At 64.8% G+C, this 23,353-nt stretch carries 19 protein-coding genes; 9 read left to right on the top strand and 10 right to left on the bottom strand.

Annotated features, from left to right (window positions below; translation table 11 throughout):
- The first annotated feature begins 380 nt into the window (after positions 1-380).
- Positions 381-1,559 (top strand): right-handed parallel beta-helix repeat-containing protein, encoded by a 1,179-nt coding sequence (locus LQ564_RS15440; RefSeq protein WP_231059008.1) that lies wholly within the window; start codon positions 381-383, stop codon positions 1,557-1,559.
- A gap of 64 nt (positions 1,560-1,623) precedes the next feature.
- Here LQ564_RS15440 and LQ564_RS15445 read toward each other — a convergent pair whose 3' ends face one another.
- Both LQ564_RS15445 and LQ564_RS15450 read right to left on the bottom strand, forming a co-directional pair.
- Positions 1,624-3,687, bottom strand: coding sequence for a M13 family metallopeptidase (locus LQ564_RS15445; RefSeq protein WP_272492089.1), 2,064 nt, complete (start codon positions 3,685-3,687; stop codon positions 1,624-1,626).
- 79 nt (positions 3,688-3,766) lie between these two features.
- Positions 3,767-5,818 (bottom strand): M13 family metallopeptidase, encoded by a 2,052-nt coding sequence (locus tag LQ564_RS15450; RefSeq protein ID WP_231059009.1) that lies wholly within the window; start codon positions 5,816-5,818, stop codon positions 3,767-3,769.
- A 676-nt stretch (positions 5,819-6,494) separates the two neighbouring features.
- Here LQ564_RS15450 and LQ564_RS15455 point away from each other — a divergent pair.
- Both LQ564_RS15455 and LQ564_RS15460 read left to right on the top strand, forming a co-directional pair.
- Positions 6,495-7,922: a S41 family peptidase gene (locus LQ564_RS15455; RefSeq protein WP_231059010.1), complete on the top strand. Its 1,428-nt coding sequence runs from the start codon at positions 6,495-6,497 to the stop codon at positions 7,920-7,922.
- A 110-nt stretch (positions 7,923-8,032) separates the two neighbouring features.
- The gene (locus LQ564_RS15460; protein ID WP_231059011.1) at positions 8,033-9,154 is read left to right on the top strand and encodes a beta-ketoacyl-ACP synthase III; all 1,122 of its coding nucleotides are present in this window, start codon (positions 8,033-8,035) and stop codon (positions 9,152-9,154) included.
- Positions 9,155-9,305: 151 nt separating this feature from the next.
- On the opposite strand, the gene LQ564_RS15465 is transcribed toward LQ564_RS15460, so the two are convergent.
- The 7 genes from LQ564_RS15465 to LQ564_RS15495 form a co-directional block, all read right to left on the bottom strand.
- Positions 9,306-11,339: an NADPH-dependent 2,4-dienoyl-CoA reductase gene (locus LQ564_RS15465; protein WP_231059012.1), complete on the bottom strand. Its 2,034-nt coding sequence runs from the start codon at positions 11,337-11,339 to the stop codon at positions 9,306-9,308.
- A 49-nt stretch (positions 11,340-11,388) separates the two neighbouring features.
- Entirely contained in the window at positions 11,389-11,841 is a 453-nt protein-coding gene (locus tag LQ564_RS15470; protein ID WP_231059013.1) for a hypothetical protein, read from the bottom strand.
- A gap of 28 nt (positions 11,842-11,869) precedes the next feature.
- Positions 11,870-12,316 carry a DUF2721 domain-containing protein gene (locus LQ564_RS15475; protein WP_231059014.1) on the bottom strand — a complete coding sequence of 149 codons (447 nt, stop codon included), beginning with the start codon at positions 12,314-12,316 and terminating at the stop codon, positions 11,870-11,872.
- 65 nt (positions 12,317-12,381) lie between these two features.
- On the bottom strand, positions 12,382-13,338 hold the full coding sequence (gene pip / locus LQ564_RS15480; RefSeq protein WP_231059015.1) for a prolyl aminopeptidase: 957 nt from the start codon (positions 13,336-13,338) through the stop codon (positions 12,382-12,384).
- Positions 13,339-13,395: 57 nt separating this feature from the next.
- Positions 13,396-14,715: an amino acid deaminase gene (locus LQ564_RS15485; RefSeq protein WP_231059016.1), complete on the bottom strand. Its 1,320-nt coding sequence runs from the start codon at positions 14,713-14,715 to the stop codon at positions 13,396-13,398.
- 98 nt (positions 14,716-14,813) lie between these two features.
- Positions 14,814-15,554 carry an acetoacetyl-CoA reductase gene (gene phbB, locus LQ564_RS15490; RefSeq protein ID WP_231059017.1) on the bottom strand — a complete coding sequence of 247 codons (741 nt, stop codon included), beginning with the start codon at positions 15,552-15,554 and terminating at the stop codon, positions 14,814-14,816.
- 75 nt (positions 15,555-15,629) lie between these two features.
- Positions 15,630-16,808: an acetyl-CoA C-acetyltransferase gene (locus LQ564_RS15495; RefSeq protein ID WP_231059018.1), complete on the bottom strand. Its 1,179-nt coding sequence runs from the start codon at positions 16,806-16,808 to the stop codon at positions 15,630-15,632.
- Between the two features lie 285 nt (positions 16,809-17,093).
- Here LQ564_RS15495 and minC point away from each other — a divergent pair, with 285 nt between their 5' ends.
- Genes minC through minE form a run of 3 tightly spaced genes read left to right on the top strand, consistent with a single transcriptional unit; the run spans position 17,094 to position 18,987 of the window.
- A complete protein-coding gene (gene minC / locus LQ564_RS15500) occupies positions 17,094-17,882 on the top strand; it encodes a septum site-determining protein MinC (RefSeq protein WP_231059019.1) in 789 nt (262 codons plus the stop codon).
- 36 nt (positions 17,883-17,918) lie between these two features.
- Positions 17,919-18,734, top strand: coding sequence for a septum site-determining protein MinD (gene minD / locus LQ564_RS15505; protein ID WP_231059020.1), 816 nt, complete (start codon positions 17,919-17,921; stop codon positions 18,732-18,734).
- A gap of 1 nt (position 18,735) precedes the next feature.
- A complete protein-coding gene (gene minE, locus LQ564_RS15510) occupies positions 18,736-18,987 on the top strand; it encodes a cell division topological specificity factor MinE (RefSeq protein WP_231059021.1) in 252 nt (83 codons plus the stop codon).
- A gap of 258 nt (positions 18,988-19,245) precedes the next feature.
- Here the strand turns inward: minE and LQ564_RS15515 are convergent, their stop codons facing one another.
- The gene (locus tag LQ564_RS15515) at positions 19,246-19,791 is read right to left on the bottom strand and encodes a hypothetical protein (RefSeq protein ID WP_231059022.1); all 546 of its coding nucleotides are present in this window, start codon (positions 19,789-19,791) and stop codon (positions 19,246-19,248) included.
- A 188-nt stretch (positions 19,792-19,979) separates the two neighbouring features.
- Here LQ564_RS15515 and LQ564_RS15520 point away from each other — a divergent pair, with 188 nt between their 5' ends.
- The 3 genes from LQ564_RS15520 (at position 19,980) to prfA (ending at position 23,206) form a co-directional block, all read left to right on the top strand.
- Entirely contained in the window at positions 19,980-20,669 is a 690-nt protein-coding gene (locus LQ564_RS15520; protein WP_231059023.1) for a response regulator transcription factor, read from the top strand.
- A gap of 105 nt (positions 20,670-20,774) precedes the next feature.
- Positions 20,775-22,049 (top strand): glutamyl-tRNA reductase, encoded by a 1,275-nt coding sequence (gene hemA, locus LQ564_RS15525; RefSeq protein WP_231059024.1) that lies wholly within the window; start codon positions 20,775-20,777, stop codon positions 22,047-22,049.
- A gap of 80 nt (positions 22,050-22,129) precedes the next feature.
- Complete coding sequence (prfA, locus tag LQ564_RS15530; RefSeq protein WP_231059025.1) at positions 22,130-23,206, top strand: peptide chain release factor 1; 1,077 nt, start codon at positions 22,130-22,132, stop codon at positions 23,204-23,206.
- Positions 23,207-23,353: the final 147 nt, after the last annotated feature.

Raw genomic sequence — 23,353 nt, forward strand, 5'->3', positions numbered from 1 at the left:
ATGCCGGCTATCCGTCGAACATGCAGCCGGCCCTGGCCTACGCGGCCGACATCGGCGGCGCCCAAGGTGCGAATGCCTGGAAAGTGTTCATGGCGCGCAGCGTCAAGCCGGACTACCGTTTCGGCCCACAGTTCGATATCGTGCCGCGCTGATCACGGCGCAAGCAAGGCAAGCAAAGCCCGGTGGATTCCACCGGGCTTTTTTGTCTTTTCTGGCAGGCCAGGGCTCCATGCTTCCGTGTGGGGAAATCGCGTCAAAGACCAATTCTTACAACTGCTTACTTTATTTCCAGTCCGCATTACTTTAATCTAGGAAATGTTTCGCAGAAATTTTCAGAAGTTTACAATTTGCCTAGTCGGCCTACGGAAAGACCATTCCTCATGCGCATCGTACCTCTGACTTCATTCCTCCTCCTCTCCATTGGCGCAATTGCCCCTGCCTTCGCCGCCACCCTGGCGGTCGGCCCCGGCAAGACCTATGCGACCCCTTGCCGCGCCTTCGCTGCCGCCAAGGCCGGCGACATCGTCGAAATCACCGGCAACGTCACTTACAGCGGCGATGTCTGCACGATCTCACCCAGCAAGCTGATCATCCGCGGCGTCAATGGCCGTCCACGTATCGACGCCGCCGGCAAGAACGCGCAGGGCAAGGGCACCTGGGTGGTCGCCGGCAATGACATCGTCATCGAAAACGTCGAGATGTTCGGCGCCAGGGTCCCGGACCAGAACGGCGCGGCGCTGCGCCTGGAAGGCACCAACTTCACCCTGCGTTCCGCTTTCCTGCATGACAACGAGAACGGGATCCTCACCGGCGCCAACGTCAACAGCAATGTCGTGATCGAGTACAGCGAGTTCGGCCACAACGGCTACGGCACCGGCTATACCCATAATCTCTACATCGGCAACATCGGCAGCCTGACCTTCCGCTACAACTATTCGCACGACGCCCACGTCGGCCACAACCTGAAGTCGCGCGCCCGCGTCAACACCATAGCCTATAACCGCTTCTCGAGCCTGAATCCGGGCCAGACCGGCAGCACCGCGGCCGGCAAGCCGAGCTACGAGATCGACCTGCCGAACGCCGGCACGTCCTACGTGATCGGCAACGTGATCCAGCAGCCGTCCTCGAACGAGAACCCGACCCTGCTGGCTTATGGCGAGGAAGGCGCGAGCAATCCGGGCCATGACCTCTACGTCGTCAATAACACCTTCTTGAACGACAACAGCTCGAGCGGCACCTTCGTGCTGGTCGGTTCGGCCGTCACCAAGAAGGCTCTTCTGCAAAATAATATTTTTGCCGGGGTGGGCACCCTCACCAACCAGGCCGGCGCCGTGGAAAAGACCAATTACCGCGCGCTCGCGCCGGGATTCGTCGACCGCGCCAACTTCGACCTGCGTCCAACCGCCAACGCCCTTGTGATCGGCGCTGCCTCGGCGCCGGGCTATGCGCCTAGCGGGGTTGGCCTCAAGCCGGGCGCGGAGTACCGTCACCGCGCCTCGGGCGTGAGCCGTCCCCAGGTCGGCGCGCTTGACATCGGCGCCTACGAATCGGCCCTGTAAGCCGGACGCATCATGAAAAAAGGGCCGTTTGATAACGGCCCTTTCTGCATCTAGTTCCTGCGCATTACCAGATGATCACCCGATCCTTCGGCGCCAAATACATCTTGTCACCCGGCTTCACCCCAAACGCCTCGTAGAACCCCGGCTGGTTCTTCAGCGTGCCGTTGGCGCGGAACTGCGCCGGCGAGTGCGGGTCGGTCTTGACCTGGTTGATCTGGGCCGGCTCGCGCATCTTCGCGCGCCACACCTGGCCCCAGCCCATGAAGAAGCGCTGGTCGCCGCTCAAGCCGTTGATGACAGGCGCCTTCTTGCCCTTCAGCGACAGCTTGTAGGCTTTATAGGCCACCGCCAGGCCCGAGTTGTCGCCGATGTTCTCGCCCAGCGTCAGTTCGCCGTTGACGTTATAGCCCGGCAGCGGGCTGTACGACGCGTACTGCGCGATCAGGACCTTGGTCTTCTCGGCGAAGCGCTTGCCGTCTTCCTCGGTCCACCAGTTGCGCATATTGCCATCGCCGTCGTACTGCGAACCCTGGTCGTCGAAGCCGTGGCTGATCTCGTGGCCGATTACGGCGCCGATGCCGCCGTAGTTGACGGCGTCGTCCGCGTTGGCGTCGAAGAACGGCGGCTGCAGGATCGCGGCCGGGAACACGATCTCGTTCAGTTCCGGGTTGTAGTAGGCGTTGACGGTCTGCGGCGTCATGCCCCATTCGTCGCGGTCGATCGGTTTGCCCAGCTTGTTCAGTTCGCGGTTGTACTCGACTTCACGCGAGCGCATCACGTTGCCGACCAGGTCGTCGCGTTTCACGGTCAACGCCGAGTAGTCCTTCCACTTGTTCGGGTAGCCGATCTTCGGGGTGAACTTGGCCAGCTTGGCCTGGGCTTCCTTCTTGGTGGCGGGGCTCATCCAGTCGAGGGTGTCGATGGACTGCTTGTACGCTTCGAGCAGGTTCTTCACCAGCACTTCCATGCGCGCCTTGCGCTCGGCCGGGAAGTGCTCCTTCACGTACAGCTTGCCCACCGCGTCGCCCAGCGAACCTTCGATGGTCGACACGCCGCGCTTCCAGCGCGGTTCCAGCTGCGGCGCGCCCGACAGCGTGGTGCCGTAGAAGGCGAAGCGCTGGTCCACGAAGGCCTTCGACAGGTAGCCGGCGTAGCCGTTCACGGTATGCAGGCGCAGGTAGGTCTTCCAGGTGGCGAGCGGCACGCGGTTCAGCACCTCGGCCATGCCCTTCAGGTAGCTCGGCTGGCTGACGATCACGTAGTCGGCCTTGCCGGCGATGCCGGCGGCGGCCAGCCAGGCATTCCAGTCGAAGCCCGGCGCCATCTCGGCCAGCTTCGCGATCTCGACCTTGTTGTAGGCCTTGACCGGGTCGCGGTTCTCGACCTTGGTCCACTGGACTTTGGCCAGCTCGGTTTCCAGTTCGACGATGGCCTTGGCGTTGGCGGCGGCGTTCCCGTCGCCCGACAGCGCCAGCAGCTTCTCGACGTGCTCCTGGTACTTGGCGCGGACGCCGGCCAGCTTCGCATCGTCGAGCTTCAGGTAATAGTCGCGGTCGGGCATGCCCAGGCCGCTCTGGGACAGGTCGGCCACGTACTTGGTCGAATCCTTGGCGTCCTGGTGGATGTAGAAGCCGAACGGCGAGTTCACGCCGATCTTGCCCAGCTGCGCGAACATGGCCGGCAGTTCGGCCTTGTCCTTGATCGCGTCGATTTTCGCCAGCTCGCCCTTCAGCGGGGCGATGCCGAGCTGCTCGAGGCGGGCTTCGTCCATGTAGCTGGCGAAGAAGTCGCCGATCAGCTGTTCTTCCGAGCCGGCGCGCGCGCCCTTGACGGCGGCGGAGCGCTCGATGATGCTGCGCAGCTGCGGCTGGGTGTCGTCGTGCAGCTTGTGGAAGGCGCCCCAGCTGGATTTGTCGGCCGGGATCTCGACGGTCTTGAGCCACTTGCCGTTCAGGTATTCGAAGAAGTCGTCCTGCGCCCGCACCTTCGGCTCGACGTATTCGAGGGCGATGCCGGCGGACAGGGTCTTCGGTTTCGCCGTGGCGTTCTTGGTGCTGGCGCCCGATTCGGCTTGCGCCATCGAGGCCACCAGGACGAGCGCCGCGGCGCTCAGCAGATGTCGTTTCATGATTTTCGTTCGCTAGTCTTGTCGTTGTCGTAAAAGGTCGAAGGGCCGGCTTGCGCCGGCCCGTCCATCTACAGCCCGATTACCAGATGATCACGCGGTCTTCCGGCGCCAGGTACATCTTGTCGCCCGGCTTGACGTCGAAGGCCTGGTAGAACTCCGGCATGTTCATCACGGTGCCGTTGGCGCGGAACTGGCCCGGCGAGTGCGGGTCGGTCTTGACCTGGTTGATCTGCGCCGCTTCGCGCATCTTCGAGCGCCAAACCTGGCCAAAGCCCATGAAGAAGCGCTGGTCACCGGTCAGGCCGTCGATCACCGGGGCCGGCTGGCCGTGCAGCGACAGCTTGTAGGCTTTATACGCGATCGACAGGCCGGCGTTGTCGCCGATGTTCTCGCCCAGGGTCAGTTCGCCGTTGACGTTATAGCCCGGCAGCGGCGAGAAGCCGTTGAACTGCTTGACCAGCTTGTCGGTGCGGGCCTTGAAGGCGGCCTTGTCCTGCTCGGTCCACCAGTTGCGCAGGTTGCCGTCGCCGTCCGACTGGCTGCCCTTGTCGTCGAAGCCGTGGCCGATCTCGTGGCCGATCACGGCGCCGATCGCGCCGTAGTTCACCGCGTCGTCGGCGCGCATGTCGAAGAACGGCGGCTGCAGGATCGCGGCCGGGAACACGATCTCGTTGGTCGTGCTGCGGTAGTAGGCGTTGACGGTCTGCGGCGTCATGCCCCATTCGGTGCGGTCGACCGGCTTGCCCAGTTTGTTGAGCTGGTAGTTGTAGCCGAAGGTCGCGGTGCGCATCGCGTTGCCGACCAGGTCGTCGCGCTTGATGGTCAGCTTCGAGTAGTCGCGCCACTTGTCCGGGTAGCCGATCTTCGGCGTGAACTTGGCCAGCTTGGCGCGGGCTTCCTTCTTGGTCTCGGGGCTCATCCACTCGAGATTGTCGATCGACTGGCCGTAGGCGACGATCAGGTTCTTCACCAGTTCTTCCATGCGCGCCTTGCGCTCGGCCGGGAAGTGCTGCTCGACGTACAGCTTGCCGACGGCTTCGCCCAGCGAGCGCTCGACGGTGCCGACGCCGCGCTTCCACAATGGGGCCTGCTCGCTCACGCCCGACAGCGTGGTGCCGTAGAAGGCGAAGCTCTGCTCCACGAAGGCTTTCGACAGCAGCGGCGAGAATTCACGCAGCAGCTGCCATTCGAAATAGGACTTCAGGGTCGACAGCTCGGTCTTGGCCAGCACTTCGTTCAGGCCGGTGAAGTAGCTCGGCTGGTTGACGATGATGGTCTCGAGCTTGTTGCCCACGCCCGCGGCGCCCAGGGCCGCGTTCCAGTCGTAGCCCGGAGCCAGCTTGCCCAGTTCGGCCACGCTCATCTTGTTGTAGCGCTTGACCGGGTCGCGGTTCTCGACGCGGGTCCACTGCACCTTGGCCAGCTCGGTCTCGAAGTCGACGATGGCCTTGGCCTGGGCCGCGGCGTTCTTTTCGCCGGCCAGCGCCAGGGTCTTCTGGACGTGGTCCAGGTACTTGGCGCGCACTTCGGCCAGTTTTGCGTCGTCCTGCTTCAGGTAGTAGTCGCGGTCCGGCATACCGAGGCCGCTCTGCGAGATGTACACGACGTGTTCGGTCGAGTTGCGCATGTCCTGGCTGACGTAGATGCCGTACGGGGTCGACACGCCGATCTTCGACAGGTGGGCGACCAGGGCCGGCAGGCCTTTCTTGTCCTTCAGGGTGCGGATCTTCTGCAACTCGCCGGCGAGCGGCTTGGTGCCCAGCGCTTCGCGGCGCGCTTCATCCATGTAGCTGGCGTACAGGTCGCCGATCTTCTGGGTTTCGGACCCGAGCTTGGCCGACTTGTCCTTCTGGGCTGCTTCGATGATCGACTTGATCTGCGGCGTGGTGTCGTCGCGCAGCTTCATGAAGGTGCCCCAGCTGGCCTTGTCGCTCGGGATCTCGGTCTCTTTCAGCCACTTGCCGTTCAGGTAGGTGAAGAAGTCGTCCTGCGGACGCACGCTGGTGTCGATGAACTGCGTGTCGACGCCCGAAATCGGCGCGCCGGCCGGCTTGGCGGGCGCTTTGTCCGCCGCGTTGGCAAAGGCTGCCGCGATGGACAGCGTCAGGGTGCTCAGAAGGATTCGCTTCACGGATTGGTCCTCGGTTGCTTGGGAAGGTGCTGGAAGAAGACCGGCTCGTGGCCGGCCCGGGAAATATGCGTCATGGGAGCCGCGGCTCCGGACGCACGCCCACAGGCGCGCCGGTGCGCGCCTGCGTGGTAAGGGGAAGATCGGAACGGGAGACGAAGCCCGGCACGGGCATCGCCCTGGAGGCGAGCGCTGCGAAATTCATCATGCTTTATTGTTGTAATGTGGACTTCCCTCTCATACGCGCCGGCCGCAATCGCGCGGCAGGCGCGAATTCATTCTAGCGGCTGCCTGCACGCCTGGCGCGACTGCGGGGAAGTTTTTTACTTTTCGATACACGGCAAGGGATGTTGCGGCATATGCATGTGTTGGAACATGACAACAGCAGTATAGACAGGTGGCAACTTTACCCGGGGGAGAATCAAACGGCCATAAAAAAGCCCGCGGAGGGGGCCGCGGGCAAAGACCACTTCAAAAAGTGGAGAGAGAGAAAAACTGAGATTCACTATAGGAGCGCACTCTTCCATTCGCTCGGACTCTTACAATTGCTTACCAAGCTAAGACAGTCGTAACAAGCGGTGCAATAAGCGTTCCTTTGGCCCGGCTCGCGGCGGGTCCCGCGGTTCGGGTTTATACTGGGCCGGCGCATCTCATGCATGCGCCTCCAACCGGGTGAACCATGGGCTCCACTTTCAAGAATTCCTGTCTCGTCGGCCTCGGCGCCGTCGCCGGCGTCGCCATCACCATGCAGTTTTCGGCACTGGCCCAGAAGCCGGTCGACGCCGGCATGCCGCTGGCCGAGCTGCGCCAGCTGGCCGACGTGTATGGCGTCATCAAGTCCACCTACGTCGAACCGGTCGAAGACAAGGCCCTGCTGTCGCAGGCGATTTCCGGCATGGTGGCGTCGCTCGACCCGCATTCGGCCTACCTCGACCCGCGCGCCTATCGCGAACTGCGCGAAGGCACCGAGGGCCGCTTCGTCGGCCTGGGCATCGAGATTTCCGAAAGCGACGACGGCTACGTGGAGATCGTCGCCCCGATCGAGGATTCGCCGGCCTGGCGCGCCGGCATCAAGGAGGGTGACCTGATCACCCGGATCGACGGCCAGCCGGTGCAGGGCTTGCCGATCGACGAAGCGATCAAGCGCATGCGCGGCGAGCCGGGCACCAGGGTCACGCTCACCATCGCGCGCAAGGACAGCCCGGCCCCGCTCTCCTTCACCATCTCGCGCAGCGAGATCGTGCAGAAAAGCGTGAAGGCGAAGATGGTCGAACCGGGCTACGCCTGGCTGCGCGTGGCCCAGTTCCAGGAACCGACCGTGGACGACATGGCGGCCAAGCTGCAGGCCCTGTACCGCGCCAACCCCGACATGAAGGGCCTGGTGCTCGACCTGCGCAACGACCCCGGCGGCCTGCTGCAGGGCGCGATCGGGGTCGCCGCCGCCTTTTTGCCGAAGGACGCCGAAATCGTCTCGACCAACGGCCAGCTGGCCGAGCAGCGCCAGCGCTTCTACGGCCGCCCCGAGTTCTACATGCTGCGCAGCGGCGCCGACCCGCTGTCGACCTTGCCGCCGGCCTTCAAGACCCTGCCGATGGTGGTGCTGGTGAACACCGGCTCGGCCTCGGCCTCCGAGATCGTGGCCGGCGCCCTGCAGGACTACAAGCGCGCCACCATCATGGGCAGCCAGACCTTCGGCAAGGGCTCGGTGCAGACCATCCGTCCGATCGGGCGCGACGCCGCCGTCAAGCTGACCACGGCGCGCTACTACACCCCGGCGGGCCGCTCGATCCAGGCGCGCGGCATCCTGCCCGACCTGCCGGTCGACGAAACCCGTGACGGCGACGGCCTGAATGCGCTGCGCATGCGCGAGGCCGACCTCGATCGGCACCTGTCGAACGACCGCGACAAGGAAGAAGCCACGCGCGCCGACGACATCGAGGAGCAGATGCGCCTGCTCGCAGAGGCGCGCCTGCGCAAGCCGCTCGACTACGGCAGCGTCGACGATTTCCAGCTGGCCCAGGCGCTGCTGCACCTGAAGGGCGAGAAGGTGCAGCTGTCCAGGCGCGCAGGCGGGGGCGGCGCCACGCTGGCCCAGCACGCGCGCTGAGTTGGCGTCTTCTCAATCTTGTCATTACCGGCAATTCCCAGGCTAGAAACGAGCGTGTAGAATCGCCGCATCGTCGGGGAACTCCCCATATTTCCTTTGAAAGTCCCAACATGAAACCTGTCGTCATCAGCGGCACCGGCCTGTTCACGCCGCCGTACTCGATCTCCAACGACGAGCTGGTCACGGCCTACAACGCCTACGTCGAGCTGCACAACCAGGAACACGCCGCCGCCATCGCCGCGGGCGAGGTCACCGCGCTGGAACCGTCGAGCAGCGCCTTCATCGAAAAAGCCTCGGGCATCAAGTCGCGCTACGTGATGGAGAAGGAAGGCGTCCTCGATCCGCGCCGCATGACGGCCCGCATCCCGGAGCGCGCGGACGAACAGGTGTCGCTGCAGGCCGAGATGTGCGTCGCGGCCGCGCGCGAAGCAATGGAGCGCGCCGGTAAACAGGCTTCCGACATCGACATGGTGCTGGTGGCCTGCTCGAACATGCAGCGTCCCTACCCGGCCATGGCGGTCGAGGTGCAGGACGCGCTGGGCATCGACGGCTTCGGCTTCGACATGAACGTGGCCTGCTCCTCGGCCACCTTCGGCATCCAGACCGCGGTCGACGCGGTGAGGAGCGGCCGCGCGCGCGCCGTCCTGATGCTGAACCCGGAAATCACCAGCGGCCACCTGAACTTCCGCGACCGCGACAGCCACTTCATCTTCGGCGACGCCTGCACCGCGGTGATCGTGGAAGCGGCGGAGACGGCGACGAGCGCCCATCAGTGGGAAATCCTGGACAGCCAGCTCAAGACCAAGTTCTCGAACAACATCCGCAACAACTTCGGTTTCATGAACCGCTTCGACGAAGCCGGCATCGGCGCGCCGGACAAGCTGTTCCGCCAGCAGGGCCGCAAGGTGTTCAAGGAAGTCTGCCCGATGGCGGCCGAGATGATCGCCGAGACCGTGAAGAATGCTGGCCTGAAGATCGAGGACGTGTCGCGCTACTGGCTGCACCAGGCCAACCTGAACATGAACCTGCTGATCGCGCGTACGCTGCTGGGGCGCGATGCGACCCCTAGCGAGGCGCCGGTGATCCTGGATACCTATGCGAATACCTCGTCGGCGGGGTCGGTGATTGCCTTCCACAAGTACCAGGATGATTTGCCGAGCGGGGCGAATGGGGTGATCTGCTCATTTGGGGCGGGTTACTCGATCGGCTGCGTCGTCGTGCGCAAGAGGTAACACTGCGCTTGCTGAAATTGGGTTCCGGCCTGCGCCGGAACGACGGTTTTAAGGTTAGCTAAATTGCTGACTTAAGCTGTCTACACACTTAAGCAACGTCATCCCGGCGAAGGCCGGGATCCAATTTTGTCGGCACAGCCGCGAACGCAAATCACAACCGCGCCGCCAGCTCCGCCCCCTCCCGAATCGCACGTTTGGCATCCAGCTCCGCCGCCAACGCCGCCCCTCCGATCTTGTGGAACCGCGGCCCACCCGACGCGCTTTCCGCCGGCATCAACTCCGCCAGACTCTCCTGCCCCGCGCAGATCACCACATTGTCCACCTCCAGCAACCGCGCCTCGCCCCCGACCGTGATGTGCAGGCCGGCGTCGTCGATGCGGTCGTACTGCACGCCCGCCAGCATCTGCACGCCGTTCCTCACCAGGGTTGCGCGGTGCACCCAGCCCGAGGTCTTGCCTAGTCCCGCGCCCGGCCGCGTAGTCTTGCGCTGCAGGAGCCAGACTTGCCGCGCCGGATGCGGCGGCGTCGGCGGCGCCAGGCCGCCGGCCGTAGCGGAGGCCGGATCGACACCCCACTCGCGCATCCAGTGCGCGGCCGGCACCGGCAGCGGCACGTCGGGGGAATGCACCAGGAACTCGCCCATGTCGAAGCCGATGCCGCCGGCGCCGATGATGGCGACACGCCGGCCGACCGGCTTGTGGTCGCGCAGCACGTCCAGGTAACTCAGCACCTTCGGGTGATCGATGCCGTCGATCTTCGGCTTGCGCGTGGTGATGCCGGTGGCGACGATGACGTCGTCGAAGCCTTCCGCCAGCAGCTCTTCGCGCGTGACACGGCGGTTCAGGCGCACGTCGACGCCCGTCAGTTCCAGCTTGCGCTTGAAGTAGCGGATGGTTTCGGCGAATTCCTCCTTGCCGGGCACCTGCATGGCGATCCTGAACTGGCCGCCGATGCTGTCGCTGCCTTCGAACAGCGTCACCCGGTGCCCGCATTCGGCCGCCACGGTGCTTGCTGACAGCCCGGCCGGGCCGGCGCCGACCACGGCCACGCGGCGCGGCCGTGCGCTCTTCCTGTACACCAGCTCCGTCTCGTGGCAGGCGCGCGGATTCACCAGACAGCTGGCGCGCTTGTTCGAGAAGGTATGGTCGAGGCAGGCCTGGTTGCAGGCGATGCAGGTGTTGATCTCGTCCACCCGCCCGCTCGCCGCTTTCGCGACCCAGTCCGCATCGGCGAGGAAGGGACGCGCCATCGACACCATGTCGGCGTCGCCGCGCGCCAGCAGCGCCTCGGCGTCATCGGGCATATTGATGCGGTTCGAGGCCACCACGGGAATCTTCACCTCCTTGCGCAGGCGCCCCGCCACTTGGGCAAAGGCGGCGCGCGGCACCGAGGTGACGATGGTCGGGATGCGCGCCTCGTGCCAGCCGTAGCCGGTGTTCAGGATGGTCACGCCGGCGGCCTCCAATGCCTTCGCGACTGCCGCCACCTCGTCCCAGGTATTGCCGCCTTCGACCAGGTCGAGCACCGAGTGGCGGTACATCAGGATGAAGTCCGGGCCGACGGCAGCGCGGATGCGGCGCACCACCTCGACCGCCAGGCGCATGCGGTTCTCGATCGGGCCGCCCCATTCGTCCGCGCGCTTGTTGGTGCGCGCGCACAGGAACTGGTTCAGCAGGTAGCCTTCGCTGCCCATCACCTCGACGCCGTCGTAGCCGGCCATCTTCGCCAGCTTCGCGCAGCGCGCATAGGCCGCGATGGTGGATTCGATGCCGTCAGCGTCCAGCGCCTTCGGCTTGAACTTCGAGATCGGCGACTTCACGCTGGACGCGGACACCACGAAGGGCTGGTAGCCGTAGCGGCCCGCGTGCAGGATCTGCAGCAGGATCTTGCCGCCCTCCTCGTGCACCGCGCGCGTGACCTTGCGGTGGTTCGGCACGTCGCCGATGAAATTCAGGGTGCCGCCGAAGGGCAGCAGCCAGCCTTGCCGGTTCGGCGAGATGCCGCCGGTGACGATCAGGCCGGCGCCGCCGCGCGCGCGTTCGCGGTAGAAGGCGGCCAGCTTGCCGTAGTTGTAGAAGCGGTCTTCGAGCCCGGTGTGCATCGAGCCCATGAGCACGCGGTTCTTCAAGGTGGTGAAACCCAGGTCGAGCGGCGCGAGGAGGTGGGAGTAAGGTGTGGACGTCATCACGGCATTACACCGTGATTTCGTCGAGGGGTGTTTCTAAACTGTCAGCTCAGGACAGCTGGGTATCGCGCTCGCGCAGTTCGGCGAAGCCTTCGATGTTGCCGATGTTGATGACGACCGGGTTCAGGCTGGCGCCCGGCGACATCGAGCGCCAGGCGAACTGCCACTCCTTTTCGCGCGCCATGCCGAGGCTTTTCGAGAACGCGGCGCCGAGCGGCGAGCGCACGCCGTAGGCCACCTCGCCGTCGATGCCGGCCCAGTTGGGCAGGGTGCGCTGCACCGCGCGGTGAATGCGTTCGCCGAACTCCTCGGTGTTGTGGATCACCAGGCAGCGGTCGGCCCGGCTGAAGACGTCGAACAGATTCTTGTCCCAGGCGGTCGAGAACGACAGTGCGAGGAAGCCGCCGTCGGGCAGCAGGCGGAACTGGCCGCGCAGCGCGGCTTCGAGTTCGTCTTGCGGTCCGTACAGGTACAGGGTCGGGGGGCGTTGGTAGTCGTGCATGATGAAAACCGTTTATATGAAATGTGCGCTAGCGCGGCTGCTGGAGTGACAGGTGATGCTGCATGCGCATGAAGCGCGAGGCGATCAGGATCTCGCGCAGGAAGTAGACGAAGCTGCTGATCAGGCCACCCATCGCGACCACGAAGAGGCCGGCGATGTACTGGTCCAGCGGCAGGTTGGTGGTATCGCCCAGGAACAGCAGCGCGATGACCAGGCAGACCATCAGGCCGCAGGCCGTGCTGGAGGTGATCGCGGTGTTGATCAGGTGCGAGCGTGTATAGAGCGTCTCGAGTTCGGCGGAGAACTCGGTGTTCGGGCTGACTTTCAGACGGTCTTCCAGCACCCGGGTGCGGTCGATGATGCGCGCCAGGCGGTTGGTCAGCACGGTCAGCTTGGTCGCCACGCCGGTAAGCAGGAAGACCGGCGCGATGGCCAGCTGGATGACGTGGCCGATGTCGCTGATCTGGATATTCATGGGCACGATAGCGTGATTGTTGTCGTTGTGGCTTTAGTGTAGCAGCGGGCGCGCTGCCTTTGCATTCAATCGAAGCGGCGGTGGCGCTTGAACTGTTCGGTCGCGGTCACCAGCGCGCGCGCGATCCCGGTCTCGAGCGCGCCGTGGCCGCCGTCCGGGATCATGTGCAGCTTGGCGCCGGGCCAGGCCTGGTGCAGGCGCCAGGCCGACAGCGGCGGGCAGATCACGTCGTAGCGGCCCTGCACGATCACGGCCGGCAGGTGGGAGATGCGCTGGACGTCGCGCACCAGCTGGTCCTCGTCCATGAAGGCGCCGTGCAGCATGTAATGCGATTCGAGGCGGCCGACGCCGAGGTCGAGCGCGTCCGACGAGGCTTCCTCGGGCTGCGGCAGCAGGAACACGCGGCGGCCTTCGAAGCGGCTCCAGGCGCGCGCGGCAGGCCAGTAGACTTCCGGATCGCCGCACAGCAGGCGCTTCGTGTAGGCCTGCAGCAGGTCGTCGCGTTCCTCGACCGGAATCGGCGCCACGAACTCTTCGTACAGCTCGGGGTAGAACCACTTCACGCCGTTGATGAACCAGTCGACTTCCGCCTTCGTGCACAGGAAGATCCCGCGCAGCACGAAGCCCAGGCAGCGCTCGGGATGCGCTTCGCCGTAGGCCAGCGCCAGGGTCGAGCCCCAGGAACCGCCGAACACCAGCCACTGCGAAATGCCGAACATGGCGCGCAGGCGCTCGATGTCCTCGATCAGCAGCTGGGTCGTGTTGTTGCGCCACTCGCCCAGCGGCGTCGACTTGCCGGCGCCGCGCTGGTCGAACAGGATCACGCGGTAGGCGCTCGGGTCGAAGAAGCGGCGGTGCTGCGGCGACAGGCCGGCGCCCGGGCCGCCGTGCAGGAACAGCACCGGAATGCCGTCGGGATTGCCGACTTCTTCCCAGTAGAGCGTGTGCAGCTCGTCGACCCGCAACATGCCATGACGGATGGGCTGGATCGGCGGGAACAGGGAGGGCGGCGTGGCGGGCATACGGGGCTCTTGTCTTGGCGAGGCTAAGCGCCGATTGTAGCCTACCGCGCCGCCCTTTCAGAAGAAGGTGTTGATGGCCTGGGTGACGGTGTAGTCGTCGCTAACCACCAGCAGCACTTGCCACTTGTCGAAGGTGGTGCAGGGGTGGGAGATGCCGCAGCCGACCAGGTCGCCGACTTGCAACTCATCGCGGATGGGACCTTCCGGCAGGCGCAGATAGGCGTGCTGGTCGTTCATCTTGACGATCCCGCAGTCGGGCGGCAGTTCGCTCGGGCGCTTGGCCTCGCTGCCGGGGCGGTGCGTGTAGACCGGGATCGGCAGCGCCTCGTCGTAGGATGCGTCGCGCTTGCCCATGGTGAGGATGGCGAGGCCCGGTTCGGGACGCGACTGCACCATGCTCCAGACCTCGAGTGCGGGACGCAGTCCCTCGCCGTGCGCTTCGCGCGCATCGAGCTGGGCCAGCAGGCGCTTGTAGGAACCGTGGTCGCTGGTCAGATAGCAGCCGCTGCGCAGCACGGCGCGGACCGGACGCGACAAGCCCTGCAAGCCGCTGAAGCCGCGCGCGACCAGGTCGAAATAGGACGAGCCGCCTGCGGACAGCAGGATTTCGACGTGGCCGAACAGGCCCTCGGCGTCGGCTGTTTTCACCATCTCCACCAGCTTGGCCAGGAAGGCGTTTACGGCGCGGATGTCGGCGTCGCGGTCCTGGGTCACCAGCAGGCCTTCGTAGCCTTCGATGCCGGCCAGGACCAGGCCGTCGGCCTGTGCAATCGCGCGCGCTACCTGCAGGGCTTGTTCAGGTGTTCGGCAACCGGCGCGCTTGCCTTCAATCCCCAGCTCCACCAGCACCGGCAGCGGCCGCACGAGGCTGCGCGCACTCACCGCCTGCGACAGGCGCGCCACGCCATCGATCGAGTCCGCCAGCACGAAGCATTCGAAATCGGGATCGTCATGCAGCAGCGCCAGCACGGCCTCGATATCGGCGCGCGACACCAGCTGGTTGGCCAGCAGCACCCGGCGCACATTGAAGCGGTGCGCGACCTGCACCTGCGTCGCGCTGGCCAGGGTGATGCCCCAGGCGCCGTTGGCCAGCTGGGCCGCGAACAGCTGCGGGCTCATGGTGGTCTTGCCGTGCGGGGCCAGCGTGGCGCCGTGGCGCGCGCAGAAGTCGCGCATCCAGGCGAGGTTGTGCAGCAGGGCCGATTGCTTGAGCACGGCGACGGGAAAGGAGGTGTCGGCGCGCAGAACGTTCCAGCCTTGCAGGCCAATGGCGCCCTGGCGTAGCGGTTCGGTCAGCGGCATGCCCTTGGTGCCGGTAGGGAGCAGCTGTTCATCGAGGGTGGACAGGGCGAGGCCGTCGCGGGGCAAGGTGTGCATGGAAGTCCCAATCAATCAAGATATCGCGGTTATTCTAGCGGTGGCAGAGATAAAAAAAGCACCGCCGCAGCGGTGCTCGTCATGGCTGTCAAACCAGATTACTGCATGTGCTGCCCGCCATTGATCGCGATATTCGCCCCGGTCACAAACGCCGCCTCTTCCGACGACAGATAAGCCACCAGGCCCGCCACTTCTTCCGGCTTGCCCAGGCGCCCCATCGGAATCTGCGGAATGATCTTGGTCTCCAGCACTTCGCTTGGAATGTCCATTACCATCTTGGTGCCGATATAGCCCGGCGAGATGGTGTTGACGGTCACGCCCTTGCGTGCGACTTCATAGGCCAGGGCCTTGGAGAAGCCGTGCATGCCGGCCTTGGCGGCGGAATAGTTGGTCTGGCCGAAGGCGCCTTTCTGGCCGTTCACCGACGAGATGTTGATGATGCGGCCCCAGCCGCGCTCGACCATGCCGTCGCAGACCGGTTTGGTCATGTTGAACACGGAATCCAGGTTGGTCTTCATGACCGCGTCCCAGTTCGGCTTGTCCATCTTCTTGAAGGTCATGTCGCGGGTGATGCCGGCGTTGTTGACCAGCACGTCGATCGGGCCGACTTCCTGCTGGACCTGGGCGATGCAGGCCTGGGCCGAATCGTAGTCCGACACGTCGCAGGGATAGGCCTTGAAGTCGTAGCCCTGCTCTTTCATCTGGCTGAGCCAGCTGTCCGCCTTCTTGTTCCCCGGCGAATACGTCGTGACAACCTTGTAACCCAGGGCGGCCAGCTTGATGCAGACCGCTTCGCCCAGGCCGCCCATGCCGCCCGTCACCAATGCTACTCGTGCCATTGTCTTCTCCAGTTTTATTGTGAGTGCTACTCATAAAGCGCGGGACGGATTTCAGCGACCGCCCCGCCGATGCCATCAGTCGCGCTCGACCGCCAGCGCTACGCCCATGCCGCCGCCGATGCACAGGCTGGCCAGCCCGCGCTTGGCGTCGCGGCGCACCATTTCGTGCAGCAGGGTCACCAGCACGCGGGCGCCGGAAGCGCCGATCGGGTGGCCCAACGCGATGGCGCCGCCGTTGACGTTGATCTTCGACGTGTCCCAGCCCATTTCCTTGTTGACCGCGATGGCCTGGGCCGCGAAGGCCTCGTTGATTTCCATCAGGTCGACGTCTTCGTGGGTCCAGCCGGCCTTCTGCAGGCACAGGCGGGTGGCCGAGACCGGGCCCATGCCCATGATCGACGGGTCCAGGCCGGCCGAGGAGTAGGCCTTGATGCGGGCCAGCGGGGTCAACCCCAGCTCTTTCGCCTTCGTGGCGCTCATCATGATGACGGCGGCGGCGCCGTCGTTCAGGCCGGATGCGTTGCCGGCGGTGACGGTGCCTTCCTTATTGAAGGCAGGGCGCAGGCCGGACAGGGCTTCGAGGTTGGAGCCGTGCTTCGGGTATTCATCGGTGTCGAACACGATGGCGCCCTTCTTGGACGGGATCTCGAGCGGAATGATCTCGTCCTTGAACTTGCCTTCTTTTTGGGCAGCCTCGGCCTTGAGCTGCGACTGCAGCGCGAATTCGTCCTGCTCGGCGCGCGACACCTCGTACTTGCGCGCGACGTTCTCGGCGGTCACGCCCATGTGGTACTGGTTGTAGACATCCCACAGGCCGTCGACGATCATGGTGTCGACCAGCTTGGCGTCGCCCATGCGGAAGCCGTCGCGCGAGCCGTTCAGCACGTGCGGCGAGGCGCTCATGTTTTCCTGGCCGCCGGCGATGACGATGTCGGCGTCGCCGCACTTGATGGCTTGCGCCGCCAGGTGGGTGGCCTTGAGGCCGCTGCCGCACACCATATTGATGGTCTGGGCCGGCACCATGTCGGGCAGGCCGCCTTTGATGACGGCCTGGCGCGCCGGGTTCTGGCCGGCGCCGGCGGTGAGCACCTGGCCCATGATGACTTCGCTGACCGCGGCCGGGTCGATGCCGGTCTTGGCCAGCAGTTGGCGGATCACGTGCGCGCCGAGTTCGGCGGCCGGGATCTTGGCCAGGGTACCGCCGAATTTGCCGACCGCGGTACGGCCGGCGGCAACGATGACGACGTCTTCCATTTCAGATCTCCCTTGTTCCGGCTTCGCGCCGGTGATTGTTGAGATAGCAAAGCTGTGAAACCATGCATGTTAAGGTCAGCACACTGCCTGCGTTTGAGCAAAATCAATCTTATCAGCTAATTCACACAATACTACCGTGGCACGCCAAGCTTGCGGGCGCTTTGCTGCACATATTTTGAACACTCTAGGCAACATTCCTTTCTACTAGGAATGATGCGTGCGTACCTGTCCTTTCGGTCAATTTTCACAGTAGAATGCACGGGCGCAACGCCAACCAGACCGCATATGCCCAACACCCCGACCTCGCTGCCCATCGAAATCAAGATTTCCACGGTCGTCGCCATCTCGACGATCCTGCATTCGTCCGATGCGGCCGCGATCGATGCGGCGCTGCATCAGATGACCGGCGGGGTGGCGGATTTCTTCGAGGACGAGTTCGCGGTGATCGACGTCGCCGCCATCGCCCACGAGGCCGCGGCGATCGACTGGCCGGCCCTGGTGGCGCTGCTGAAGAAATACCGCCTGAACGCGGTCGCGGTGCGCGGCGCCGGCCCGGAGCTGGCGGAAGCGATCCGCGCCCACGGCCTGTCGCTGGACGACGGCTCGAGCGGCGCGCGGGCGCCGGAACGCGCCCAGGAAGAAGCTGCGGCCGCTGCCGAGCCGGCGCCCGCCCCTGCACCGGCGCCAAGCCCGGCCGCCCCCGCGGCGCCGGCCCCTGCCCCGGTCGCGGCCATGATCATCGACACCCCGGTGCGCGCCGGCCAGCGCATCTATGCGCGCGGCGGCGACCTGATCATCACGGCCGTAGTGAACAATGGCGCGGAAATCATTGCCGACGGCAGCATCCATGTGTATGCGCCGCTCAACGGCCGCGCCCTGGCAGGCGCCTCCGGCAATCCGGAAGCGCGCATCTTCGCCCTGGCCATGCAGCCGGAACTGGTGTCGATCGCCGGCGTGTACCGTACGTTCGACGACGGTTTCCCCAACGACCTGGCACGCCAGCCGGCGCAAATCCGGCTGGTCGGCGACCGGCTTGATATATCATCGCTGGCTCCGGCAACGTCCCGCGCGTAATCCGCCGACCCGCTTGACTCTGTAAAGGACCTTTTTGTGGCACGAATTATTGTTGTGACGTCCGGCAAGGGCGGTGTGGGCAAAACCACTTCGAGCGCGAGCTTTTCCAGCGGCCTGGCCCTGCGCGGCCACAAGACCGCGGTCATCGACTTCGACGTCGGCCTGCGTAACCTCGACCTGATCATGGGCTGCGAACGCCGCGTGGTCTATGACCTGATCAACGTCATCAATGGCGAAGCGACCCTGAACCAGGCGCTGATCAAGGACAAGCACACCGACAACCTGTTCATCCTGCCGGCGTCCCAGACCCGCGACAAGGATGCGCTGAGCGAAGATGGCGTCGAACGCGTGCTCAACGAGCTGGTGCAGATGGGCTTCGAGTTCATCATCTGCGATTCGCCGGCCGGCATCGAGCACGGCGCCCTGATGGCGCTGACCTTCGCCGACGAGGCGATCATCGTCACCAATCCGGAAGTGTCCTCGGTGCGTGATTCCGACCGCATCCTCGGCATCATCCAGGCCAAGTCGCGCCGCGCCCAGAGCGGTTCGGAGCCGGTCAAGGAACACCTGCTCATCACCCGCTACTCGCCGAAACGCGTGGAAGCGGATGAGATGCTCTCTTACCAGGACGTGCAGGAAATCCTGCGCATCCCGCTGATCGGCATCATTCCGGAATCGGAATCGGTGCTGCACGCCTCGAACCAGGGCAACCCGGCGATCCACTTCAAGGGAACCGACGTGGCCGAGGCTTACGAGGACGTGATCGCCCGCTTCCTGGGCGAAGACCGTCCGCTGCGTTTCACGACTTACGAAAAGCCGGGATTGTTCCAGCGCATTTTTGGAGCCAAGTGATATGCCTTTGCTCAATTTCCTCTTTCCGAAAAAAGAGAAGAGCGCGACAGCAGCCAAGGAGCGCTTGCAGATCATCATCGCGCGTGAGCGTACCAACCGCGCGGGACCGGATTTCCTGCCGGCGCTGCATCGCGAGCTGATCGAAGTGATTTCGAAGTACACCAAGGTCAGTGCGGACGACATCAAGATTTCGCTGGATCGCCAGGGGAACCTGGAGGTGCTGGATGTGAATGTTGTGTTGCCGGATGCTTGAGTTTGATGTGATTGAATAAACAAATGTCCGCGGATGCGGGCATTTGTTTTTGTGACGCTGGTGGTGCGCGACGGACTTAGGTTCCGGCCTTCGCCGGAAGTCGTAGGCGCCAGTGGCGCGTACGACGGGCTTGAGCTAACGGCAAAAAAACTTTCAACCACTAACGCGAAGACCGTCATGCGCGCCACTGGCGCCCGGCGAAGGTCGATATGATGCCGCTGGCATCATGTCGTCCAATTTTCCCAGCACACCCACAGCTCAAACCGCCGGCGCCACCCCTTCATCCACAATCTTCACCTTCTCCAACTCCCGCGCCACCTTCACGCACGCCTCCACGTGCTGGTACCCCATCCTGCGGAACAGCGCGAACCCGATCGCCGCCGACGCCACCTGCCCCGCAAGCGGCACCACCTTGGCCGCCGTCCTGGCCGCGATCTTGATCCCTGCTTTCTTAAATACCTGCAGCACCAGGTTACGCGTGACGATTTTCCCGACCAGCATCCCGCCCACCGACGCCGCCGCCTGGTAAGCAAGTACTCGCATCCGTGGATGCAGGCGCTCGATCTGCTGCTGGCTCAGGCCGAACTCGCGGTTCACTTCCTCGACCAGCACCGTGAAGGTGGTCAGGTCGGAGAGGATGTCCACGCCCGGCAGCGGCACCGCAGCCACACCGGCCGAAACCAGAGCGCGCTGGCGCACCATGTCGCGGCAGCGGTCGCGCGCGGTGTCGATTGCCGCGCCGCTCACCGGCACCAGGGGTGGTTCCGCCGGCGCCACTTCCTTCTTTTTGCGTCGAAACAACATTACTGCCTCCGCGCTTGACCATTTATCACAGTGTAGCAAGAGCTCGACGGTGCGCTTAACACAACAGAACTTTCGTTCCAAATGTAAATTCTTAGTTTTTCCGTAGCACTATTTTGTGAAAGTCTGATATATTCATTTCACCGTTGTAGGAGACTTCCTACACAGGCAACCTTACTAGTTAACGCCCTATGAAGATCGCCGTTCTGGAACAAGACCGTAGCCAGGCAGAACTCATCTGCCAGGTGCTGACCGCTGCCGGCCACAGCTGCCAAGCCTATGACAGCGCCAGGGAATGCCTGGCCCAGCTGCGCAAGGAAAACGCGGACATGCTGGTCATGGACTGGAACGTGCCGGACATGGAAGGCGCCGAAGTGCTGCGCCGGGCCAAGGAAAAACTGGCGAGCGCCGCGCCGACGATGTTCCTGGTCGGCGGCAACGCCGAGGACGACATCATCGACGGCGTCACCGCCGGCGCCGACGACTACCTGGTCAAGCCGCTGCGCCGCGGCGAACTGGTGGCGCGCGTCTCGGCCCTGCTGCGCCGCGCCTACCCGTCCCAGAACAGCGCCGAGCAATTGCAGTTCGGCCCTTTCACTTTTGAGACCCGTCCGGGCCGCCTGCTCAAGGATGGCTCGATCATCGACGTGACCCAGAAGGAATTCTCGCTGGCCCTGCTGTTCTTCCGGAACATCGGCCGCCCGCTGTCGCGCGCCTACATCCATGAATCGGTCTGGGTGCGTGACACCGATGTGCCGTCGCGCACCATGGACACCCACGTCTCGCGCGTGCGCAACAAGCTGAGCCTGCGTCCGGAAAACGGCTTCCGCCTGGTGCCGGTCTACAGCTACGGCTACCGCCTCGAAAAGCTGGGCGCTTGACGCCAGCCTGACAACAGTGGCCGCCGGCCCCGGCGGTCCGCTGAAACCCTTTCCGCTGAAGGGTATAATGGGTGCATACGCTCACCCGTTGAACCGACTTTCCGAATGCAACTGCTCGCCGTTGGCCTGAACCACACGACCGCCCCGGTCTCGCTGCGCGAGCAGCTGGCGCTCGCGCCCGACCAGCTCGGGCGCGCGGTGCAGGCGGCGCGCAGCTGGTTCGCGCGCCAAGGGGCCGGCGGCAGCGACGAAGCGGCCATTCTCTCGACCTGCAACCGCACCGAGATGTACGCGGCCAGCGACATCGCCAACCCGCTCGACGCCTCGGCCCAGTTCCTGGCCCATTACCACGCCCTGAACTTCGCCGAACTGCGTCCGCATCTCTACATGCTGCCGCAGGACAGCGCGGTGCGCCACGCCTTCCGCGTCGCCTCCGGGCTCGACTCGATGGTGCTGGGCGAGCCGCAGATCCTGGGCCAGATGAAGGACGCGGTGCGCACCGCCGAGGAAGCCGGCGGCCTGGGCACCTACCTGCACCAGCTGTTCCAGCGCAGCTTCGCGGTCGCGAAGGAAGTGCGCAGCACCACCGAGATCGGCGCCCACAGCGTCTCGATGGCGGCCGCCGCGGTGCGGCTGTCGCAGCGCATCTTCGACCGCATCGCCGACCAGCACGTGCTGTTCATCGGCGCCGGCGAAATGATCGAACTGTGCGCGGCCCATTTCGCGGCGCAGAATCCGAAGTCGGTCACCATCGCCAACCGCACCATGGAGCGTGGCGAGCTGCTCGCCACCCGCTACAACGGCAGCGCGATCCGCCTGGCCGAACTGCCCGAGCGCCTGCACCAGTTCGACATCGTGATCTCCTGCACGGCGTCGACCCTGCCGCTGATCGGCCTCGGCCTGGTCGAACGCGCCGTGAAAGCGCGCCGCCACCGTCCGGTGTTCATGGTCGACCTCGCGGTGCCGCGCGATATCGAGCCTGAAGTGGCGCGCCTGGACGACGTGTTCCTGTACACCGTCGACGACCTCGCGCAAGTGGTCCAGACCGGGATGGAAAGCCGCCAGGCCGCCGTGGCCCAGGCCGAAGCCATCATCGACGCGCGCGTGCAGTCCTTCATGAGCTGGGTCGGCGACCGCGCCATGGTGCCTGTCATCCGCGACCTGCACGATGCCAGCGAGGCGCTGCGCCTGGCCGAGCTGGAGCGCGCGCGCAAGCTGCTGGCGCGCGGCGACGACGTCGACGCCGTGCTGGAAGCGCTGTCGAAAGGGCTGGCCGCCAAGTTCCTGCACGGCCCGCAGCAAGCCCTGCACCATGCCCAGGGCGACGAGCGCGCCCGCCTGGCAAGCCTGCTGCCGCAGCTGTTCCGCGGCCGCCGTTAGCGGCCCTCCTCCTTCGCCTGCGCTTCGCGTGAAGCGCGTCCCGGCCGCCCCGCGGCTACCGCAACCAACCCGAGCACCCCATGAAACCATCCATGCTGGCCAAGCTGGACCAACTGGCCAACCGACTCGTCGAACTGGACGAACTCCTGATGTCCGAAGGCGCGACGTCCAATATGGACAGCTACCGCAAGATGACGCGCGAGCACGCCGAATTGTCGCCGCTGGTCGCCCTGTACAAACAGTATGGCGCGGCCCAGGACGACATCGTGGCGGCCCAGGAGATGGCGCAGGATCCCGAAATGAAGGAGTTCGCCCAGGACGAGATCGAAGACGCGAAGTCGCGCCTGGCCGCGCTCGACCTCGAGCTGCAAAAGATGCTGCTGCCGAAGGACGCCAACGACGAGCGCAACATCTTCCTCGAGATCCGCGCCGGCACCGGCGGCGACGAATCGGCCCTGTTCGCCGGCGACCTGCTGCGCATGTACACCCGCTTCGCGGAGCGCAACCGCTGGCAGGTGGAAGTCGTCTCCGAGTCGGCCTCGGACCTGGGCGGCTACCGCGAAGTCATCGTGCGCATCATCGGCAACGGCGTGTACTCGAAGCTGAAATTCGAGTCCGGCGGCCACCGCGTGCAGCGCGTGCCCGCCACCGAGACGCAGGGCCGCATCCACACCTCGGCCTGCACGGTAGCCGTGATGCCGGAAGCGGACGAGGTCGAGGACGTGAACATCAACCCGGCCGACCTGCGCATCGACACCTACCGCGCCTCGGGCGCCGGCGGACAGCACATCAACAAGACCGATTCCGCGGTGCGCATCACCCACCTGCCGACCGGCATCGTGGTCGAATGCCAGGACGACCGCAGCCAGCACAAGAACAAGGCGCAGGCGCTGAAGGTGCTGGCCGCGCGCATCAAGGACGTGCAGTTGCGCGAGCAGCAGTCGAAGGAAGCGGCAACCCGCAAGAGCCTGATCGGCTCGGGCGACCGCAGCGAGCGCATTCGCACCTACAACTTCCCGCAGGGGCGCCTGACCGACCACCGCATCAACCTGACGCTGTATAAGCTGGACTTCATCATGGACGGCGACCTGTCCGAGTTGACCAATGCCCTGGCGGCGGAGCACCAGGCCGAGTTGCTCGCAGCACTCGGCGATTGATGCAGGGTGAGCGTGTGTAATTCCGGGCATTGCCCGAAATTACTCCGCCCACGCGTTCAACCAGCTGGTGAACAATCGCGGCGCATCCGTTCATACGGGGGTTGAACGCGCGGCCGGCAGAGCCGTCCACCCTACCGTTAAGCGAAG

Origin of the sequence: Massilia phyllostachyos, assembly GCF_021044825.1 — a bacterium.
Lineage (GTDB): Bacteria > Pseudomonadota > Gammaproteobacteria > Burkholderiales > Burkholderiaceae_D > Telluria > Telluria phyllostachyos.

Bases quoted from the DNA above. Each gene is read 5' to 3' on its own strand.
- LQ564_RS15440 (WP_231059008.1), top strand. From the start codon at position 381: ATGCGCATCGTACCTCTGACTTCATTCCTCCTCCTCTCCATTGGCGCA.
- LQ564_RS15445 (WP_272492089.1), bottom strand. From the start codon at position 3,687: ATGAAACGACATCTGCTGAGCGCCGCGGCGCTCGTCCTGGTGGCCTCG.
- LQ564_RS15455 (WP_231059010.1), top strand. From the start codon at position 6,495: ATGGGCTCCACTTTCAAGAATTCCTGTCTCGTCGGCCTCGGCGCCGTC.
- LQ564_RS15460 (WP_231059011.1), top strand. From the start codon at position 8,033: ATGAAACCTGTCGTCATCAGCGGCACCGGCCTGTTCACGCCGCCGTAC.
- LQ564_RS15465 (WP_231059012.1), bottom strand. From the start codon at position 11,339: ATGACGTCCACACCTTACTCCCACCTCCTCGCGCCGCTCGACCTGGGT.
- LQ564_RS15470 (WP_231059013.1), bottom strand. From the start codon at position 11,841: ATGCACGACTACCAACGCCCCCCGACCCTGTACCTGTACGGACCGCAA.
- LQ564_RS15475 (WP_231059014.1), bottom strand. From the start codon at position 12,316: ATGAATATCCAGATCAGCGACATCGGCCACGTCATCCAGCTGGCCATC.
- pip (WP_231059015.1), bottom strand. From the start codon at position 13,338: ATGCCCGCCACGCCGCCCTCCCTGTTCCCGCCGATCCAGCCCATCCGT.
- LQ564_RS15485 (WP_231059016.1), bottom strand. From the start codon at position 14,715: ATGCACACCTTGCCCCGCGACGGCCTCGCCCTGTCCACCCTCGATGAA.
- phbB (WP_231059017.1), bottom strand. From the start codon at position 15,554: ATGGCACGAGTAGCATTGGTGACGGGCGGCATGGGCGGCCTGGGCGAA.
- LQ564_RS15495 (WP_231059018.1), bottom strand. From the start codon at position 16,808: ATGGAAGACGTCGTCATCGTTGCCGCCGGCCGTACCGCGGTCGGCAAA.
- minC (WP_231059019.1), top strand. From the start codon at position 17,094: ATGCCCAACACCCCGACCTCGCTGCCCATCGAAATCAAGATTTCCACG.
- minE (WP_231059021.1), top strand. From the start codon at position 18,736: ATGCCTTTGCTCAATTTCCTCTTTCCGAAAAAAGAGAAGAGCGCGACA.
- LQ564_RS15515 (WP_231059022.1), bottom strand. From the start codon at position 19,791: ATGTTGTTTCGACGCAAAAAGAAGGAAGTGGCGCCGGCGGAACCACCC.
- LQ564_RS15520 (WP_231059023.1), top strand. From the start codon at position 19,980: ATGAAGATCGCCGTTCTGGAACAAGACCGTAGCCAGGCAGAACTCATC.
- hemA (WP_231059024.1), top strand. From the start codon at position 20,775: ATGCAACTGCTCGCCGTTGGCCTGAACCACACGACCGCCCCGGTCTCG.
- prfA (WP_231059025.1), top strand. From the start codon at position 22,130: ATGAAACCATCCATGCTGGCCAAGCTGGACCAACTGGCCAACCGACTC.